Genomic DNA, 19,694 nt, shown 5'->3' on the forward strand with positions numbered 1-19,694 from the left:
ATATTTTTGTAACCAAACCTTTACTGTTCTATCTCCCTGTATTCCATATTTACGTGTAGCTCCTTTTAAACTTAATTGACCACTTTCAACTTCTGAGACAATTTGAAGTTTTAAGGACATTGAATAATCCTTCTGAGTTCTTTTAACATATTGACTTTTATTGTCTTCCATAATAACGATTGTTTTAGTGTATCGTTATTTTAGGACTTTACAAATTTTTATAAAAGACAGCCCCTTGAAGGAATCACTCCAAGGGGCTATTTTATGCTTTGAATTGCGTTAGAGACTTTCTTCCTCCAAGTAATCCAAATAGAAATTGAGTTTGAATTTACTTATTTTCCATTTCCCCAATACTTTATCTCTCGAAAGATGACGAGCTGACGACAATGGAGCTGCAGATATAGAAAAGAACTTACTTTCTTTATCCGTATTTTCACTATCTACCCATTGCAATGAAACCCCAACATTTTCCATACTTTTATCAAGATGTACATTATAAGGTTTCAAATCGACATTATACCATCCTCTGAACTGATTTTCTATTTTGAAAATAATGTCTTGATCATTGATTAATACAGTAGGCTTACCATTTTCTATTTTATAAAAGTGTAACCGGAACTTGACAAACTTATATTCATTACTGCTAATATGGAAATTAAGCGATTGTAGGGTACAGTTTTTCTTTACTGGTAGAATCATTCCTCTTTCTTTCCCTATATGATTAGACTCAACCTCTCCGTAGATAAAAAAATTGTTATGAAATAAAGCCAACATGGTATGTGACTTACCCAACTTCTTTACTTTATGCTGAGGTGCTTTTTCTTTTGTTTGTCTTGAGGTAATACTTACTTCATCCAATACAACCGTATCAGGCTGAAGATAAATTTCACTATTCTGATACAGTTCTTCAATTGATAGGTGCTTTGTTTTATAACCGATACAAGAAAATGTCACTTTATCATTTTCATTTAATTCAGCTTGAATTTTCAATGTAAATTTACCCTTTTGATCTGAAACGGTTCCAATCCCTTTATGCATTGACGCAACATTGACATAGGGTATATATTGGTTTGATTTTGCATTTTTTATTTGACCATTCAAGATTTTCTGGCCAAAAGAAAGGTGATGAATAAATAATAAAATGAAGAAGATATAAAAGTATTTCATTTAGAGTTATAGTTTTTAATGCTTTTGTTATTGACACTACATCATAGACCCTAAAAGGAAATAAGTGGTTGGCAGAAGAAAAAAAGAGCATAAAAAAAGCTAGTCCAAATCAATGAACTAGCTCTATATTTTTAAACAGACAGTGTCTGATCAATTCTTAGTAACGGTAGTGCTCCACTTTGTAAGGACCTGCTACTTTTACACCGATGTAATTTGCTTGATCTTCTGTAAGAGTCTCTAATTCAACACCGATCTTCGCTAAATGAAGTCTTGCTACTTTCTCATCTAAGTGCTTAGGTAACATGTAAACTTTATTTTCGTACTGATCAGTATTTTGCCATAACTCTAATTGAGCAAGAGTTTGGTTTGTGAAAGAGTTAGACATTACAAACGAAGGGTGGCCAGTAGCACAACCTAAGTTTACTAATCTACCTTCTGCTAAGATGATCACATCATTTCCTGAAGCAACAGTGTACTTGTCTACTTGAGGTTTGATGTTCACTTTAGTGTCACCATAAGTCTCGTTTAACCAAGCCATGTCGATTTCGTTGTCGAAGTGACCGATGTTACAAACGATAGCTTTATCTTTTACTTTCTCGAAGTGACGACCTACAACGATGTCTTTGTTACCAGTAGTAGTAACAACGATATCACCTTCTAGGATAGCGTCATCCATTTTCTTCACTTCAAAACCGTCCATTGCAGCTTGTAAAGCGCAGATTGGATCAATTTCAGTAACGATAACACGAGCACCTGCACCTCTTAATGAAGCAGCAGAACCTTTACCTACATCACCGTAACCAGCAACAACTGCTACTTTACCAGCAATCATTACGTCAGTAGCACGACGGATACCGTCTACTAATGATTCTTTACATCCGTATTTGTTATCAAACTTAGACTTTGTTACTGAGTCGTTGATATTGATAGCAGGGATTGGTAAAGTACCGTTTTTCTCACGGTCGTGTAATCTTAATACACCTGTAGTAGTTTCTTCCGAAAGACCTTTGATACCACTTACTAATTCAGGGTAACGATCGAAAACCATGTTAGTAAGGTCTCCACCATCATCCAAGATCATGTTTAGAGGCTTACCGTCTTCGAAAGCGTGTAAAGTTTGCTCAATACACCAATCAAACTCTTCCTCAGTTAAACCTTTCCAAGCATAAACTGGAACACCTGCTGCTGCAATTGCTGCCGCCGCTTGATCTTGAGTTGAGAAAATGTTACATGATGACCATGTTACCTCAGCACCCAACTCAACAAGAGTTTCGATTAAAACTGCCGTTTGAATAGTCATGTGAAGACATCCAGCAATTCTAGCTCCTTTCAATGGCTTAGAAGGTCCGAACTCTTCTCTTAAAGACATTAAACCTGGCATTTCTGCTTCAGCCAGTTCAATTTCTTTTCTTCCCCAGTCAGCTAAAGAAATATCTTTAACCTTGTATTTAACTGTTGTACTTTCCACTTGTAAATTTTATTTGATTTTCTAATTACAAATCTAACACATTTTTATGGATTAGAATTGATACTAAGTAAAATAGTAACTTGTTAACACTATTTTCAAGCGATTTTGTTTATTAAATCCCACTATTTTTTTTCAAAGAATTATAGTTTCATTTAATTTTAACAAAGTATCATGTAAATTTCGATATGGAATTGAAATGCTACTATTGTAACAAACAAATTTGTAGTTTTTGATTTTTTTAATCCGCCTTCTTTACACAATTGTGTAAACCTTATCAGTACGAATGATTCAATACAACAATATATATATTCTTTCTATCTTATTTTTGATGTGCAATTTTTCTTTGCCGAACTTCACATACGGTGCAGAAAAGGACAGCCTATTCAATCAATTAACTTTAGAACAAAAAATTGGGCAATTGATTTTTGCCCTTCCTCAGCAAAATGACAAAGAAATCAAGGCGCTGGGTAGAGAAAATAAACTAGGTGGGGTTGTTTTTGATAAATATTGCTCCAAAAACACCTATACTTATTTCAATAACTTGAATAAACTTCCCAATAAAGTACCTGTTTTGTTAGGTGTTAAATCACAGGAAGCCATTCACTGTCTTGATAATAATTATAATGTATTACCTGATAAATTTCATCTAAGTGCAATTGGCAGTAATATTTTCACATACAATACTTATCATGAAATTGGTAAAATCAACAAGAAATTAAACATTGACTTTTTTCTGGCTGAAACATTAGCCATACAACACAATAATAGTTCAAAGATTTATGGTTTTGGAAGTGATCCGAATAATGTACTTGAAAAAAACCACGCTGCACTTAAGGGGCTTCATCAATCTGAGATCTTAACTGGTACTATCCTCCCTGTAAAAACAGAATTTTATGAAACTTTGGATCTCAATGAGCAATTGGTATTGAAACAGCTTATAAAAGATAGTTTAAATATCATTACTCCTTCTGAGGCATTATTTGAAGTTTCTTTATTCAGTTCCACCTTTATACATTTCCTTACGGACTCTATTTCATTTGACGGGTTAATATTTACAGGAGATTTATCGGCAGGGTCAAGTATTCAAACAGCACAGCGAAATGCCATTGAAGCATTGAAAAGAGGACATGATGTATTAGTGCTTTCTGACCATCATCTTGAAGTGATTAAAGCCATCAAGGCGGCCGTAAAACAAGGAACGCTGGATATGGAAATTATTGAGGAGCATTTTCAGAAAATAAAAAACTATAAAACACAAAAAGATACGCATATCATCAACTATTCCAATCCTCATGAATTGGATGCTATCGGCTCTGAAACGTATGAAAAATCAGTTACAGTACTTTCCAACCTTGACAGCATTATTCCCCTTCCGAGCTTGAATACAGAAAAGTTCCAACTGATCAGTATTGGCACCCGAAAGAGAGATGATGTTTTTGCTAATACGATGAGAATGTTCATTGATTTTGATTATCACAAAATTGAACACTCCAGTTTTTCTACTGCACAAGTCAACCTTCTGTTGGAAACCTGTAAGAAAAAAGATATTGTACTCATCAACATTATTTGTCATCAAGAAAATTCTAAGCATCGTTTTGGAGTAAGTTATGCCACTGAGCAACTTATTGAACAACTCCAGCGAAAAACCAATGTAATTGTAATTTTAAGTGGACAGCCCAATGGACTAAAATACCTTTCTAAAACAAGAAATTTACTGGTAAGCTATTCTACAACTCCTTATGCTCAAAAAGCCAATGCACAGGTAATTGCTGGAGCATTGGAAGCAAATGGAAAACTGCCATTAAATATTACCGATCGTTTTGCAGTCAATACAGGACAAAAAATCAAAAATTTTGGAAGGTTAGGTTACGGAAAACCTGAACAAGTAGGCTTAAATGGCGAAGTTTTAAGCCATTTGATTGACAGTATAGCCAATCAAGCTATTTTTATGGAGGCTACTCCGGGCTGTCAAGTGGTTGTGGCAAAGAATGGCAAGATTGTATTTGAAAAATCTTATGGCTATTTCACTTATGAAAAAGAAGTGCCTGTGACCAATCAGACTGTTTATGATATTGCTTCTGTGACCAAGGTTGCATCAACTACACAAGCACTCATGATGTTGGATTATAAAGATAGCATCAATGTCAACAGCAGGTTGAAAGAATATCTTCCAGAAACAGATTCAACCAATAAAGGCAATATCAGGTTAATTCAGTTCCTCACGCATACTGCTCCTCTCAGGGGTGGCTATTATTTCTGGGGACATGCTTATGATAAGGATACTAAAAAATATAACCCTACTTATTTAAGCCCCATTAAAAAAGACGGCTTCTCTGTGCAGGTCACACCCGATTTGTTTGCTACTGACAGCATAAAAGACACAATGTGGAAATGGTTGCTAGAGTCTCCTATTTCTACCAGAAGAAAATACACTTCAGAAATCTACAGGTACTGGTACAGTGATTTGGGGTATTATTTCCTACAAAGAGTCATTGAAAGCAAAACGCATACATCATTAGACCGATTTATGCAGGATAGTTTATACAACCCATTAGGTACAAGAACGCTGGGTTATTTACCGTTGAAGAGGGTGAATATCTCAAGAATTCCTCCTACAGAAATGGATATCAATTATCGTCAATCCCTCATCAAAGGATATGTACATGACCCTTCTGCGGATTTAATGGGCGGTGTTGGCGGGCACGCTGGTGTATTCTCCAATGCTCATGATCTGGCCATCTTAATGCAAATGAACCTCCAAAACGGATCTTATGGCGACAGAACTTATTTTGACAAAGCAACACTCAATAAATATAATCGTCAGCCTTACCTTCGATTTAAAAACAGAAGAGGATTAGGCTGGGACAAACCTCCTAAACAAGGTGATCCGGGCAACACTGCTCCTGAAGCTCCAAAATCTACATTTGGACACACAGGTTTTACTGGAACATGTGCGTGGATAGACCCTGACAATCAAATTGTCTATGTATTCCTCTCCAACAGAGTATACCCTACGGCAAGAAATAATAAACTGGCGAAAGAAAATATTAGAGAAAATATTCAATCGGCAATCTATAAAGCGATGGAAACAAGCCGATAAAAAATGCATAACATTAAATATTGACGTTTATTATTAATATAATACACTCAATAATTTGGTTTGTAAAAAATATTCCTCTACTTTTGCATCGCTTTAAAGGAAAAAGCACTTCAAATGGCTCCGTAGCTCAACTGAATAGAGCATCACATTACGGCTGTGAAGGTTCCAGGTTTGAATCCTGGCGGGGTCACAATCTTTTTCCTAAAGAGCAAATGGTTCCGTAGCTCAACTGAATAGAGCATCACATTACGGCTGTGAAGGTTCCAGGTTTGAATCCTGGCGGGATCACAACAAAGGTCAATATCGAAAGATGTTGGCCTTTTTTTGTTTAGACAAAATATCTTCATTTCTCTTATTTCTAATAACAAAGTATTACAACAAAAAAGACCCAACTAAACATCGGGCCTTCTTGCTTTCTTTAAATTGGTAAAAAAGTTAAGATTGGTTTCCTTCTTTCACTGTCCAGGTGTTTGTGATTGTATTATTTGATTTTAAAACGATTTTCTGAAAATCACCAAGTTTATCAAAAGTAAAAGACTTGTCTTTAAGGTTTACTTTACCTAAAGATGTATACTGATCAGACCCTCCTGTTTTATAATTATTTGTAGTGGTTACCAATACTTCTGCCTCAGCATCTTGTAAAGGCGTCCAAGTAATTGTTGTGGTATTTTGATTTGTTGTTGCATCAAGCCCAAAGAAATCAGTTGCTCCATAAAAAGCCACATCATCCAATTCTTCTCTTTGTTCTTCTTTGATATTCCAACCCATAAAATTCACAATGGAAGGATAAATTGATGTTACACCAGGAGTGCCTAATTCAAAATATTTATTCGGTTTTTGATTTGTTACAATCCAAGTCGCTCTTTCACGCTCAGATTGTCCACCATGGTGGTGCCCTGTTTCTTCTGTACGACCATGATCAGTGGTCACTACAATCATCCACTCCTCTTTGAATTTTGCTTCTCTTTCTTTTACAGCCTCCCAAACTCTGCCTACTTGAGTATCTGCTTTTGTTACATACTCATAGAAGTAATCACTATCTCCAAAGCGATGAGATGCATCGTCAGTATACTGTAGATAAACCCAAGAAAAATCTGGACCTTTCTCTTTAATGTACCTTCCGGCTTCCTTACTCACCTTCTCATCAATTTCAAAATACTGAAGGTTATTTTCTTTCTTAGGGAAATTGACTGTATCTAATTCAAAACCATCAAATGCATAATCCACTTTTACATTTCCAGTAGACGCTAAACCTTCGCCTATTAATTTTGTTCTATTATCTAGCCATGTAGAATAAATAGCTGTAGAATATGGCTTTTCTTGTTCTTTGGCCAGTTTAAAAAGTGAAGTATAATGATAATTAGGGGCCTTGATTCCATTGCCATACACATTATGTTTATTCACCCAAGTACCTGTCAATAATGAGTTGTAGCCTACTGCAGAAATAGTGGGAGTCTGTGAATAGCCACCTTTTTTCCCTCCAACATATGCGTGCGTGTATCCGCCAATAGCGGCTATACTATCTAAATAAGGTGTACTGACCTTCTCCACAACATCGTTCGGAATACCATCCACAATAATGTAGACCACTTTTCTCTCTTTCTCCTTTTGAACTATTGATTGGCTTTCTGAAGAAGGTTGACAGCTCACCAATAAAATAAATAGAAGTGATACTAAACCTAATGTATAATTTTTCATAATTGATTTTGTTTGATAATAAAAGTTACCTGCCGAAAGAGCTCAACTTCCGGCAGAAATATATTTATCTCCAGATCCATGGAATGTAATTCACATCATCATTGTAATCCAAAGCATCAATAGCAGAGGAATTATTAAGTACTTCTGATTGAGGGTACATCCATCGTTGAGGAATTTTACCATTGTTACCTGTGCCTTCTCCAATCGTTATTTTAGGGTAACCTGTTCTCAAGTAATTATAAAATAATTCATATCCACCTTGAATCACTAAAGCGGCTTTCTTCTGTTCCATGATCATCTCCAATCCATTTTCAGGCTGATAAATCACTTCAGGGTGTTGCATGTAATCTTCTATTTTATCATCAGAGATTCCATAGAATTGTAGAGAACCAATTGTCCCTTTATTGTAAAATGATGTTGCCAAGTTATTATCAATCCATCCTCGATGAGCCGCTTCAGCTAGAATAAACATCATCTCTGAATAACCTAAAATCATATAAGGCTCATTGACTGGATTTGAAAAATATCTTGGATTGATAGAAGAAACATCTCCTGTATTTACCTCATTTCGGATATCACCAAACGCCATAGAACCGTCTACACCTTCATAAGCCTCCCAATCGTTTGCTGTTTTTCCTTCCAATTCTGCATTAGTAGTCATTGCTGCAATACTGAACAAACGCTCGTCTTCTCTTTCTTTAAAGAATTCAACCATTGTTTTCTCCATCCATGTATCTGTTGCAATTCCATTGTTTTGATAAAGGAAGTACCTAGAATTAAGTGCATCAATATACCTTAAGTTGGCTGCTACATCCAATTCGTTGAAGAATTCACCTGTTGTATAAATTTTATTGAATTCTTCTGAAATATTGAACGACAAATCACCTTCTCTTTTACTTAAGTTGATCAGTATTTTCATTGCTAGAGAATTAGCAAATTTTTTCCATCTCCCTGCATCACCATCGAAAACGATATCACCACCAATAGTATGATTAGTATTTAATAAAGATGCAGCCTCTTGCAGTTCTAATAAAATGCCTTCAATTACTTCTTTTTGACTATCATAGGAAGGGTTGAAAATACCATCACTTTCCCCTCTTACTGCTTCTGAGTAAGGAACGTCTGTAAATGTTCTTGTTAGTTCAAAGAAATAGTAAGATCTTAAGATTTTTGCTACCGCGATATAATTGTCTCCATCTTGAAGATCTTGTGCCTCTTCTATCATTTTCTGAAGCTGCATGATATAATGATAATCACCAAACTCTCCCCTTTGCCAAGTAAACGATTGAGACACCGTATTACTTTGTGTGTAAACTAATTGTCTTGATGATAAAGAAGGATCATAACTGGTTCTATTCCCATTGAAAACATGCTGACTTACATAAGTCAGTAATTGTGAGGGATGCGCCGACGTAGGATCGTTCGGGTTTTCGTTTACCTCTGAAAGGGGCTTGCAAGCACTAAATACTACAAGCAATAAAACTAAATATAAGAATGATTTTTTCATGACTTGATTAGAAATTAGCTTTTAAGTTGATACCTGTATATCTAGGAGAAGGTGATTGGGAATCATCATATCCAATGTCTGGGTCAACATTTGGAATATTGGACCACATCCAAACATTATTGCAAGTAAGACTTACTGAAGCACCTTTCATGTTCAATTTTGAAGCGAATGTTTTTGGAATAGTATAAGTGATGGACACTTCTCTCAGTTTTACATAAGAAGCATCGAAAAGCCCCGGAGCATCAGATCTGCCACCATGATGATCAATTACCCATGCTGAATAACCTACACCTGTTGAATTTGGTGCGAATGTTCTTGTATCTGAAATTACATTTCCTTGTGCATCACGAACAATTTCGCCACCCGTTACAACAACACCCTGCCCTACAAACGAGCTTTCTCCTGCAATTTCTCTATCACGATGTTCCGACAATGTATTCACATGTACACCACCCCACATCATTTTTTGATTTGTTGTTGAATACATAATTCCTCCGATACGGCCGTCAATCGCAAAACCTAGACTCCAGTTTTTATATTTGAAAGAGTTTTGGAAACCAAACAACCAATCTGGAGCTGTATGTCCCATGGCGGTCCTTGTTGGGTTTACAATTGGCAAACCTGAGTTAGCATCGTATACAATCTCTCCCTCAGGTGAACGCTCCCAATCATAGCCTAGGTACGTATCCGTTCTGTCTCCAATTTGTAAACCATCAAAGTTGTCTTGCCCACCATAAATGCTTGTCAGTTTTCTGACAAACTTCGACCAGTTCATTGATGTATTCCATTCAAAATTAGTTTTGCGGATAGGCGTAGCATGAAGCATTAACTCAATACCTTGCTGTTTATACTCATTTCCATTCACATATCTTTCCTCAAATCCAGACGCTTCTGACGTTGGCAGTTTAATAATCTGATCAGTGTCTACTATTTCATAATAAGTCAGATCAAAACCAATTCTATCATTTAAGAACCTGACATCTGTACCTATTTCAAAAGTGGTAGAAGTTTCAGGACGTATGTTGGAATTTAATAAAGTAGACGGGTAATAAACCTGAGCGTTTCCATTCCACATTCTATTGGCACTTCTATAAACTGACTGCGTTTGATAAACATCTAAATCTCCCGAAACTTGTGCCATCGATCCTCTTAACTTAAAGATTGAAATAGCGTCAGGCATTTCTATCAGATCAGAAACCACAACACTTGTACTTATTGATGGGTAGAAATAGGAATTATTTGAAGCTGGAAGTGTGGATGACCAATCATTACGAGCAGCTAAGTTTAAAAATATTGCATTTTTCCATGCTAATTCCGCTGTACCATATACCGAATACATTGCTTTGTTATAAAACATATTTGTTGCTGTAACGGGACCTATTGAATTGGCTAAGTTATAATTATTAGGTACTTGTAAACCATCTGTTCCTGAGTATAGATCTCTTGCTTGATAAGAATTATAATTTCCTCCAAGATTCATCGAAAATGACCAATTATCATTAAATTTCTTATTGTAAGTAATGATCAGGTCATTGTTAAACCAAAAACGATCTGCATTCCAAGTTTCATAATTGCCACGAATGTCATTGCTGTAATCCAAGAATGATTTTGGTGTTTTTAAATCTTTGAATTCCGAACTATTATTAACTGACACTCTATTTAAAATCTTAAGATTATCGTTTATATCATAGGTTAAAGTCGCATACGCCAAATTTGTATTTTTGTCATACATCTGAGTATTTTCATACGCTACAAAATATGGATTATTGTACCAAGCATCATTGTAATTCCTTTGTTGATATCCTTCTTGTCCTTCTGCCCAATAATTTCTCAGATGTCTAACATCTACATCTGGTCCCATCCAGAAAAGTAAATTATACATGTAGTTATGAGGACCGTAACCTGTTCTAGGGTAATTATCAGAATATTGTTTGTTGTAAGAGAAAAAGGCATCTAACGTAAACTTCTTACCTAACTTCTGCTGGGTTGTTACTGAAATATTACTGATGTTGAGGTCTGTATTTGGCACCATGCCACTTTGATACATGTGTCCTGCAGATACTCTTACAAAACCATTTTCAGTGTGTTTAGCAACCGATAAATTAAGGTTAGAAATTGAGGCTTGAGACAAGAAGTTCTGTAAATTATTTTCTCCTTGTGATACCCACGGAGTTGCTATTCTTTCTCCTGTTACTGGATCAACAGGACTATTCCACTGAGCAATTTCTCTGTAGCCAGAAGTAGTATTGGGATCTCTCTGATTTAGTTTTGGGCCCCAAACCCATCCATCACCATCAGCAATTCCGCCACCTTTACCATCAACATACCAATATTGACCATTAGACCCCATACCGTACTGTGACTGTGTTTCTGGAAGCACTACAAAACCTGTCTGCATTTGTGTCCCCATATTCACATTGATATCCAGTTTATCACTTTTTCCTTTCCCTTTCTTCATACTGATCATCACTGCACCATCTTTACCTCTTGAACCGTAAAGTGCAGAAGCAGATGCTCCCTTCAATACGTTTACACTCTCAATATCATCTGGGTTGATATCATATAAATTGGTTTCTACTGGAATACCATCAACTACAATAAGCGGTTCTCTACCTCTAATTTCAATAGATAGTCCATCAAACATTTCAGTGGAGTTTTTCACATCTAAACCAGCCACTTTACCTGTTAAGTTTGTCATGACATTAGGCTGACGGACTGTTTCAATTGCATCAGATTTCACCTCTTGTGTAGAGTAACCAATTGCCTTAGCCTCTTTTTCCAACCCTAAAGCAGTAACTACTACCTCGGTTAACTCTTGAGCACTCTCATTCAATTCAACATTAATGGTAGACTGAGATGTCAACACCACTTCTTGTGTTTCAAAACCAAGGAAAGCAAAAACCAAAATATTACCTGTTGAAGCTTTCAATTCATAATTTCCATCCATATCAGTCACTGTTCCTGATGTAGATCCTTTGATAATTACTGTTACTCCAATAATAGGATCACCACTTAAGGCATCTTTGACTTGACCTTTGATGATTCTTTCTTGCTGTTCTTGCTTTGACTGTGATTTTGGAGGTTGGACAATATACATATCATCCACCCTTTTAAAAGACAGACCTGTTTTATTAGAGAGTTGCTGTATAACTGCTTCTAAAGATCCTTCCAATGAGATATTAATATTTTCCATATCTCTCACTTCATTAGAATACGCAAATTCTACATGGTGTTTTTCCTCAATTTTTTGGATGATTTCAAAAAGAGAATATCCATTTAAGGCGAAAGTATTAGTGGTGAATATTACCATGAAAGTAAAGGCAATAGACAGCCAGCCCCACTTTTTAATTAAAAAGTTAGGTAGTAAAAATCGATGCATAACTATTGTAGTTTTTTAATTAGTTTTCTATGAGATAATATAAGTTTCCTTCCTGCTTCACAGTCACATCCAATGAAAATTCAATTATTCTCATTACTTTCTGAAGTGAAGCATTTTTGATCTTAGCGTTTAATTTTACCTCGTTTAACGAATGCTCATATACTAGTTTTATCCTGTAAGCTTCATATAGTCGTTTGGCCACTTCGTCTATACTCGCTTCCTGGAACCAAAGGCTTTTGTGATCCTTCTCAAAAAGCAATTTTTCTGAGGAGAATCTCATTATTTGTGTGTTTGTCCCTTCCATTACAAAGGACTCATTTGGTCTTATTTTGATGTAGTTGTCGTCTGATTTCTTTTTGACCTTCACTTTTCCTTCTATCAAACTTACTTTTGATACTTCCTCTTCCTCAACCACTTCAAAAGTAGTTCCTGTTACTTTTGTTTCTAACTGATCTGAAAAGACATAAAAAGGATGGTCAACATCAGATTTCACTTTAAAAAAGGCACTTCCCTGTAACTGTACTGACCTTTTATTTTGATGCGACAAAGGTGACTCATAAGCAAATGATGCATTGGGATAGAGATGCACTTCTGTACCATCTTCCAAAGTCACAATCATGTTACTGTCAGTGGTATTGATAATTTCCTGTACATCTTTCTGTGAAAATAAATAAGAGGCACATGGAATAATCAACAACATTGCCGCCACTGAAAACTTCCAAAAATTACTTATTGATCGAGTTTTAGTTTTTACAGGAATTTCGATTTTTTGATGGAGTAGTTGCAGTCCTTCTTCTACCGAAAATGAAGGTGTTGAAGTAGGCTTTTCCCATTGTTCCTTCAACAAAAAGAATTCTTTCTGATGATCCTCTTCTTGCATCCATTCATTAAAAAGAATTTTCTCCTCTTCACTCAACACGTTCTCTAGTGCCTTTACTAAAATCTGATCTATATTTTTGTTCATTCTGTTTTTGCTTTCACTACTAAGAGTCAAAACTGAATCGTTACCTCACTTTTTTTAAATGAACAAATGATGAATTATAAATGAACGGGAAATAGGTACTGAATCGTTTTAATCGTTTACTCTTGACTTGCCTCCATGAATTTGAAGCTTAGTTCTAAAATGTTTCAAGGCATTGATCATATGCTTTTCTACAGCACTGACAGAAATATTCATTATTTGGGCAATTTCCTTATAAGACATTTCTTCTTCTCTCTTGAGTAGAAATACTTCCTTGGTTCTGGTAGGCAACTGATCTAATTCTGTTTTAAACTGATGTTCCATTTCATCGAAAACTAACTGTTCTTGAATGGTAAAATCAGTAGAAATAAATACATCAGAAAGTTCTTCATTAAACTGTTGTTGTTCACTTTTCTTTTTGATGACATTGTTCCTAACTGCTTGATATAAATAGGCTTTAGGATGGTTAGGGGTCGTCAAACTGCCTCTTTTCTCCCAAATATTGGTAAAAATGTCCACTACCACTTCTTGAACAATATCTCTATCTGCATAAATACCATAAGCATATTTACACAAAGGTTCGAAATGAAGTTTAAATAGTTTGTCGAATGCAGTATAGTTTCCTTTATTTATCCTTTCAAAAAGAATTAGGTCTTTCATGGTTATGTAGTTTAGACCACAAAGAAAAGTATTCTCATTCCTTTCCTCTATTCTAACCGATGAACATTCTATTAAGTATTTTCATGAAGAATGAAGTTACTTTTAAATTCAATAAGGTATTGGTTTGAGAAAATTAGTATTCCTGCATCTTTTACATCTTTAAAGAGACAAATTCCCATCCAAAACAATTTCCATTCCTTCCGGAAAAAACACATCTTCGTCAAAAAACAGTACATTATTAATTGGCAATGTGATTTCATTAGGTGCTTTGTCTACCTCTATTTCTGTCGTCACACTTATTCTTTTTCCTTTACCTAAACCCACTTTATGCTCAAAAGACGACCATGTTACAGGTACTTTTCGTTTATCAATAGAAAGAGATGATGATGGTGAAGTAAGCCATAGATCCAATTCTGTATGATTGATCCATGTGACTTCAAGAATTAAACGTTGTCCATCATAAATGCAATTGACATGACTGATCAACCCTGCCACATTCAATTGATTTTCTGAAATGACCATACTTTCTGCTCCCTTGATTTCTCTTTTTGATTTTAATTTCTCTTGAATATGGACATTAATATTTTCCTCGAGCACTAAGTTTTTTGGTGATAAATGATAGCTTTTTTTATTTATAGCATAAGGAAAATTCTCCAAGTAATAATTATACACTTTGGGTTTAAGCTGAAATCTTATGTGTTGTAACTGTCCCTCCTCTAGATAACTGAGCTTATAGTTTCCTCTTAAAGGTCCTTTATCATTGATCTGAGCATATTTTAAGGTATTATTCTGAGGTCTGATTTTTTTGGTGATAAGCGTATCTTTTTCAATCCAGACTCTTTCTGCAACCAATGTTGCCGATGGTCGGCTATCAATCGTAGAAAGTTTAAGAGGTTCCAAGTAGCCCTTTCCTTTATAATCAATGGTATAAATAAGTTCATGTGATTCTGGCACTGCTTTGATCGTTATTTCACAATAATTGCCATGTACGATCATCACAGATGTACTTGCCTCATAACTCCATTGATCCTTCTTTTGAGTAGAAGTTTCTTTTTGTTGTTGCTGTACATTGCATGCTGTAAAAAGTAAAAAAAAGGGTATTAAATTTCTCATTGCTATAAATAGAAAAGGAGTACCTGAAAAAAATTCAGGCACTCGAAAATTAACTTGAAATGATAATAACTAATGTGTAGGTCATTTTTGAGCTATAATTATGACTCACAGCTTAATTATTTAGTAGACCAAATCGAGAAACTTTTCGGAGGACATTGGATTTTCACCCAAGTTCCACCTTGCGTCCAAGGTTCCCAATTAGAGTTACCTGTGTAGTCTTTAATTTGTCTATTACTCCAGTTCGTTGGAATCCAACGCTCCTGCCAGTTATCAGAGTTATTGATGTATACAACTAATCCTGGATTGCCGTTATAACCGTTTCTTCTTGCAATGTACTCGTCATTGTCAACATGAAGAATAGAAGTGTTACCTGTAGCGAAACTCTTGTGAATCCATAATAGATTGTTCATCATGTTTCTGTCCAACCAGTCTTCATAATCTTTATAGAATAAACAAGGGTAACCTTCGTGAGTTAAAATATATGCGTAAGCTAAATGCTTGTTCCAAATTTCATCTGTATCGTGGTTTGCAACAAACGTTACTGCTCTATAACTATCTTTTTTCCAAAGCATGTCGCTATTCAATTCGTATAAATTGTTGCCGTCAAATGCTCTTTTCATTGCATAATAAGCTGCGAAGTCAAATGCTGCAGATTTTCTGTCTGTGTTATCCACCCACCATTTTAGTGTGTTGGCATTTCCATCCCAAAGTTCACCTACAGCAAATCCACCTACATGGTTTACCCATTCTTTTACGACCCAGCCGCCAAAGCCTTTCACGTAATCGAATCTCCATCCATCAAAACCAAGGTTGTTTTTATAGTATTTACCAACACTTTCGTTGCTTCTCCACAACCAGTCTTGAACGTAACCTTTTACGTGGCTTAAGTCAGGGAATCCACCGAATACACCTTCATCATTGTTGGCGTCTAAGTTCGGGTGGAAATCATTGTACGTCCTGAAAAATTTACCTGAAGCAGGCTCAAACTTTGTCCAAGTATCTGTACCAGTATACGGATTAGCCTCTAGTTGACCACCACTGTTATGGTTCAATACAATATCAGCATACACTTCCATGTTCTGATTGTGCGCCTCTCCAATCAAAGAACGTAATTCAGTTCCTGATCCAAATCTCGTTTCTGTTGATCCCATTTGGTTATAATCACCAAAGTCAAAGTAATCCATTGGATCATACCCCATAGAGAAAGGGCCGTTTTGTGCCTTAGATGCTGGTGGCAACCAAATGGAACCAATACCTTGATTACTCCATCCATTTAGTTTTCCTTTTACAGTGTTCCACCAATTACCTCCTGCTGGAACATCCCAGTAAAACGCTTGCATCATTACTGGTCCACCTGGGCTGTCATAATATCTTGCGTTGGAAGTTTCGTTAGTTACAAATGGTGCCCCATCGTGATTGGTCACCAATAAATCCATATTGGCTTTTGGTTCATGAGCTGGAATACTACCTTCTTCTTGCTCTAGGAATTGATTACAAGAAAAACTCCCTACTGCAAGAGTTGATAAAAGTAGAATTGATTTAAAATTCATTTTCATTTTACATACTTAGATTTAAATAATTTCATCTTTTTAAATCAGCAGAACTGACAAAAAGTGTTCAATAGATTGATATTGCAATCTTACAAACAGAAACATATTACAATCGTCTAAGATTCATAAATTGAAATGAATAGCCCCAAAAAATAAGTATCAATTAAACAATATGACACTTTTAACCACCTATAAAACAACAACTTACATATATTTGTGTAATTATTACATTTTATAATAATGACACCTCTTTTTTATTAATTCGATACGATTTTTTGTGTAGTTTTTATTCTAATATCCTCTTTACAGATGTTTTTTTCATAAATTCCTTAGGTGTAACTCCTGTAGATTTCTTGAACGCCCTATTAAAAGTACTTTTAGAGTGAAATCCTACTTCGTAAGCTATACTCAATAATGTAGATTTCTCCGCTTCTCCCATCATTACTTTCTTTGTAAATGCTCTTACTCTATAATCATTGACCAATTCTGGAAAGCTCATTTTATACGACTGCTGAATCAGTTTGGTTAGCTTATGAGAAGGCATTCCCATAATACCTGCTACTTCATTCAGAGTGAGGTCCTGTTTTGTGTAAAGTTTTTCTTTTTCAAAAAGAACAGTTACTCTTTCCATAAACTCAGTCACTTCTTTATCATTCGAAGGGGACTCTTCCTTCCTGTAAGAACCTTTGAGTTCAATAGGTTTTAAGATAGAATAATGTTTAAATATCCATCCTGAAATAAACACCAAATAGATAAAAGTAGAGTACCAGATCATCTCATCAGAAACATCTTGTAAAAGAAACTGAGAGGGAGCTATTATCACTCTATATGTTTGAATGATGACAGCAAATGCGTAAACTCCAATTAGAAGCACAGTACATTTCTGATAAAGTGAAAAAGCTTCCTTGACCGTTTTCACAATACTTCCTTGAAAGGTATCGGCAGGGTATTTTAAAAGATCTTGTCTGGCCGTATTCCAAGCATAAATAATGGCTAAAATTGAGATTATTTTTATAAGAAGATTGACAAAGGAATATTTTCTTTCGAGAAAAATAGTAAGTAAAGGCTCTTCCTGAAAAAGATAAAAGCTCAAGGATAAAAGTACTCCAAAGCTTAATGCATATAATGAACGCCTGTAACTCCCCCAACCTGAATAACGGAAAATACGGTGCTGAACTACTCCCATTCCAATAAAAAGCAAGGGAATAAAGAAGTGATGCATTAAATGTAATCCTCCAAGAATATTTTTAAAAGGCATAAACAAGGAAGATGCAAACATTAATACTATCATAAAACTTCCACCTAGTACCATCAATGAGAGCTTATATTGACCCTGTTCATGATTAATCCAAAGAAAATAGAGGACTAATAGTAAAAGATGGAATAGCACCACCTGCGTCAGAGGTGTCAAATCCCAAACTTTACCTTTATAGACATCTTCCCAGTCTTCAATTTCCAATAACAGTTCTTCAGGCCCTTTACTTTGATGAGTATACGCTCTATTCGGTCTGTATTTTCCATTCGATAAACACTCAATCGAAGACCAGCTCCCTCTTGTCACTTTAAATTCAAAACTCGATACAGTGGAAGGTAATGTCAAAGTATAAATTCCTTTTTCGTTCTTTTTAAATTGATAATTCAAATCAAACGGTTCCCAATTATTAAAATCTCCTGTCAGAAAAAAATTGGATTCGTAAGGTGTAGAAGAAGGTAAACTCTGAAGTATAATAGTGGTTTGACCAGCTAAGTCTTCCCATCCTAATACATCCAAAAAAACGGTATCTGATTCATTTTCTGCAATAAAAACCCGGTTGGCTTTCGGTTTTCCATCTTGTGTGGACTCCACTTTCTCCCAGCTTCCTCTAGTTATTTTATACTCAAAGGCATTCAAACTTGAAGGAATAGTTACTACCCAAAGTCCATTTTGTTCCTGATGAAACTGATATTTTGTATCAGAAGGGTTCCATGCATTAAAAGAGCCTACCAAAAAAAGTGGTTCTTCTTGGGGATGATGCAATGGAAGTTGATGAATTACAAAGTTTACAGCCTCAACTGAAGTTGATAAAAACAGAGTAGAGATGAAGGTGAAGTAAGTAAGTAATTGTTGGTAATAATTCATTTTCATAGATTTACTGGTTAGCATCAATATACTACCCTCAATCAAGATGATAAACTTTATTCCTATTTTTTTATAGGTTCATGTACAAAAAAGACCCAACAATTAACACCATCGGGTCTTTCTTCAATGATTTTATTTTTAGAAAAATATAGTTGTACCAATTCTAAAAGTCTGCCCATAAGACTGGTCCGCTTTATAAAAGCCAGAAAGTTGTAGTTTTTCTTTTAATGAATAAGCTACAAGTACTTCACAAGCTAAATTAGTAGTTGAGTACCGAAAGTCAGGTAATTGGACAATTGGTGTTACTTGCATATACATTTTCTGATTAATAATGATAGGTGTAATCACCTGAAATGTCATTCCATGCATTGCATTATTCTCTCCATTCTCATTGAGCTGTCCTGCTTTTTCTGACATATATTGATAAGAGATGATTGGAAAAAACTGTATCCTTTCAAAGGCCATGACACCCAACGTTAACCCTGGAGCTACTACCCAACGTCCACTTCCTAGTCCTTTATCTACATTTCCTGTAGGACTGTAGATATCTACTGATGGACCAAATGCTCCCACCAACTTATCGTAATTTTTATAAGGCAGGTAGAAATAGCGAAGTCGAACATCTCCAATACCTGTTTCATTGGTTTGAGTGTTAGTAAGAATTGGTAATTCCCCTAAAATCAAATGCTTTTCTGAAGGAGCAATAATAAAGGAATTCCTCAATCCATATTGATTTTGTGCCGGCGCACTTTCAAATTGAACATCTACCTGAGAATAAAAGTTGGTAGGTTTGGATGCATCAATTGGCTCTTCTTGTCCAAAGGCTGAATGTCCAATCAATGCAATCACAATAAAAAAGCCTGATAATAAGTTCTTCATATTTTCTTATTTAAAATATCTATTCTCTATCAGAAGGGCTTTCCTACCTATAAATCCCTAATGCTTATTTTATCCCCTTTCTGTTTAGGGCTT

The 19,694-nt window shown here is 35.4% G+C and carries 12 protein-coding genes and 2 tRNA genes; 3 read left to right on the forward strand and 11 right to left on the reverse strand.

What is annotated here, in order from left to right; all coding sequences use genetic code 11:
* Positions 1 to 279: 279 nt before the first annotated feature.
* Both AVL50_RS24155 and ahcY read right to left on the reverse strand, forming a co-directional pair.
* The gene (locus tag AVL50_RS24155; RefSeq protein ID WP_062619283.1) at positions 280 to 1,167 is read right to left on the reverse strand and encodes a carboxypeptidase-like regulatory domain-containing protein; all 888 of its coding nucleotides are present in this window, start codon (positions 1,165 to 1,167) and stop codon (positions 280 to 282) included.
* Positions 1,168 to 1,324: 157 nt separating this feature from the next.
* Entirely contained in the window at positions 1,325 to 2,635 is a 1,311-nt protein-coding gene (ahcY, locus tag AVL50_RS24160) for an adenosylhomocysteinase (protein ID WP_062619285.1), read from the reverse strand.
* A 328-nt stretch (positions 2,636 to 2,963) separates the two neighbouring features.
* On the opposite strand from ahcY, the gene AVL50_RS24165 reads away from it, so the two are divergent.
* The 3 genes from AVL50_RS24165 to AVL50_RS24175 all read left to right on the forward strand — a co-directional run bounded on the left by AVL50_RS24165 (position 2,964) and on the right by AVL50_RS24175 (position 6,023).
* Positions 2,964 to 5,735: a serine hydrolase gene (locus AVL50_RS24165; protein WP_062619286.1), complete on the forward strand. Its 2,772-nt coding sequence runs from the start codon at positions 2,964 to 2,966 to the stop codon at positions 5,733 to 5,735.
* Positions 5,736 to 5,851: 116 nt separating this feature from the next.
* Positions 5,852 to 5,925, forward strand: a tRNA-Arg gene (locus tag AVL50_RS24170).
* 24 nt (positions 5,926 to 5,949) lie between these two features.
* Positions 5,950 to 6,023, forward strand: a tRNA-Arg gene (locus AVL50_RS24175).
* Between the two features lie 147 nt (positions 6,024 to 6,170).
* Here the strand turns inward: AVL50_RS24175 and AVL50_RS24180 are convergent.
* The 9 genes from AVL50_RS24180 to AVL50_RS24220 form a co-directional block, all read right to left on the reverse strand.
* On the reverse strand, positions 6,171 to 7,433 hold the full coding sequence (locus tag AVL50_RS24180; RefSeq protein WP_062619288.1) for an alkaline phosphatase family protein: 1,263 nt from the start codon (positions 7,431 to 7,433) through the stop codon (positions 6,171 to 6,173).
* A 64-nt stretch (positions 7,434 to 7,497) separates the two neighbouring features.
* Positions 7,498 to 8,940, reverse strand: a complete 1,443-nt coding sequence (locus AVL50_RS24185) for a SusD/RagB family nutrient-binding outer membrane lipoprotein (protein WP_062619290.1) — start codon at positions 8,938 to 8,940, stop codon at positions 7,498 to 7,500.
* Positions 8,941 to 8,947: 7 nt separating this feature from the next.
* A complete protein-coding gene (locus tag AVL50_RS24190; protein WP_082795989.1) occupies positions 8,948 to 12,319 on the reverse strand; it encodes a SusC/RagA family TonB-linked outer membrane protein in 3,372 nt (1,123 codons plus the stop codon).
* A gap of 19 nt (positions 12,320 to 12,338) precedes the next feature.
* The gene (locus AVL50_RS24195) at positions 12,339 to 13,283 is read right to left on the reverse strand and encodes a FecR family protein (protein WP_062619294.1); all 945 of its coding nucleotides are present in this window, start codon (positions 13,281 to 13,283) and stop codon (positions 12,339 to 12,341) included.
* 108 nt (positions 13,284 to 13,391) lie between these two features.
* Positions 13,392 to 13,940 carry an RNA polymerase sigma factor gene (locus AVL50_RS24200; protein WP_062619296.1) on the reverse strand — a complete coding sequence of 183 codons (549 nt, stop codon included), beginning with the start codon at positions 13,938 to 13,940 and terminating at the stop codon, positions 13,392 to 13,394.
* 159 nt (positions 13,941 to 14,099) lie between these two features.
* Positions 14,100 to 15,053, reverse strand: coding sequence for a hypothetical protein (locus tag AVL50_RS24205; protein ID WP_062619298.1), 954 nt, complete (start codon positions 15,051 to 15,053; stop codon positions 14,100 to 14,102).
* Between the two features lie 116 nt (positions 15,054 to 15,169).
* On the reverse strand, positions 15,170 to 16,603 hold the full coding sequence (locus AVL50_RS24210; RefSeq protein WP_216639085.1) for an alpha-amylase: 1,434 nt from the start codon (positions 16,601 to 16,603) through the stop codon (positions 15,170 to 15,172).
* Between the two features lie 286 nt (positions 16,604 to 16,889).
* Complete coding sequence (locus AVL50_RS24215) at positions 16,890 to 18,722, reverse strand: helix-turn-helix domain-containing protein (protein ID WP_172826914.1); 1,833 nt, start codon at positions 18,720 to 18,722, stop codon at positions 16,890 to 16,892.
* 138 nt (positions 18,723 to 18,860) lie between these two features.
* Positions 18,861 to 19,601 carry a hypothetical protein gene (locus tag AVL50_RS24220; protein ID WP_062619304.1) on the reverse strand — a complete coding sequence of 247 codons (741 nt, stop codon included), beginning with the start codon at positions 19,599 to 19,601 and terminating at the stop codon, positions 18,861 to 18,863.
* Positions 19,602 to 19,694: the final 93 nt, after the last annotated feature.

The sequence above is a fragment of the Flammeovirga sp. SJP92 genome, assembly GCF_001583495.1.
Lineage (GTDB): Bacteria > Bacteroidota > Bacteroidia > Cytophagales > Flammeovirgaceae > Flammeovirga.

Coding starts and splice junctions, on each gene's coding strand:
- AVL50_RS24185 (WP_062619290.1), bottom strand. CDS start 8,940: ATGAAAAAATCATTCTTATATTTAGTTTTATTGCTTGTAGTATTTAGT.
- AVL50_RS24180 (WP_062619288.1), bottom strand. CDS start 7,433: ATGAAAAATTATACATTAGGTTTAGTATCACTTCTATTTATTTTATTG.
- AVL50_RS24210 (WP_216639085.1), bottom strand. CDS start 16,603: ATGAATTTTAAATCAATTCTACTTTTATCAACTCTTGCAGTAGGGAGT.
- AVL50_RS24165 (WP_062619286.1), top strand. CDS start 2,964: ATGTGCAATTTTTCTTTGCCGAACTTCACATACGGTGCAGAAAAGGAC.
- AVL50_RS24200 (WP_062619296.1), bottom strand. CDS start 13,940: ATGAAAGACCTAATTCTTTTTGAAAGGATAAATAAAGGAAACTATACT.
- AVL50_RS24205 (WP_062619298.1), bottom strand. CDS start 15,053: ATGAGAAATTTAATACCCTTTTTTTTACTTTTTACAGCATGCAATGTA.
- AVL50_RS24220 (WP_062619304.1), bottom strand. CDS start 19,601: ATGAAGAACTTATTATCAGGCTTTTTTATTGTGATTGCATTGATTGGA.
- AVL50_RS24215 (WP_172826914.1), bottom strand. CDS start 18,722: ATGAATTATTACCAACAATTACTTACTTACTTCACCTTCATCTCTACT.
- AVL50_RS24195 (WP_062619294.1), bottom strand. CDS start 13,283: ATGAACAAAAATATAGATCAGATTTTAGTAAAGGCACTAGAGAACGTG.
- AVL50_RS24190 (WP_082795989.1), bottom strand. CDS start 12,319: ATGCATCGATTTTTACTACCTAACTTTTTAATTAAAAAGTGGGGCTGG.
- AVL50_RS24155 (WP_062619283.1), bottom strand. CDS start 1,167: ATGAAATACTTTTATATCTTCTTCATTTTATTATTTATTCATCACCTT.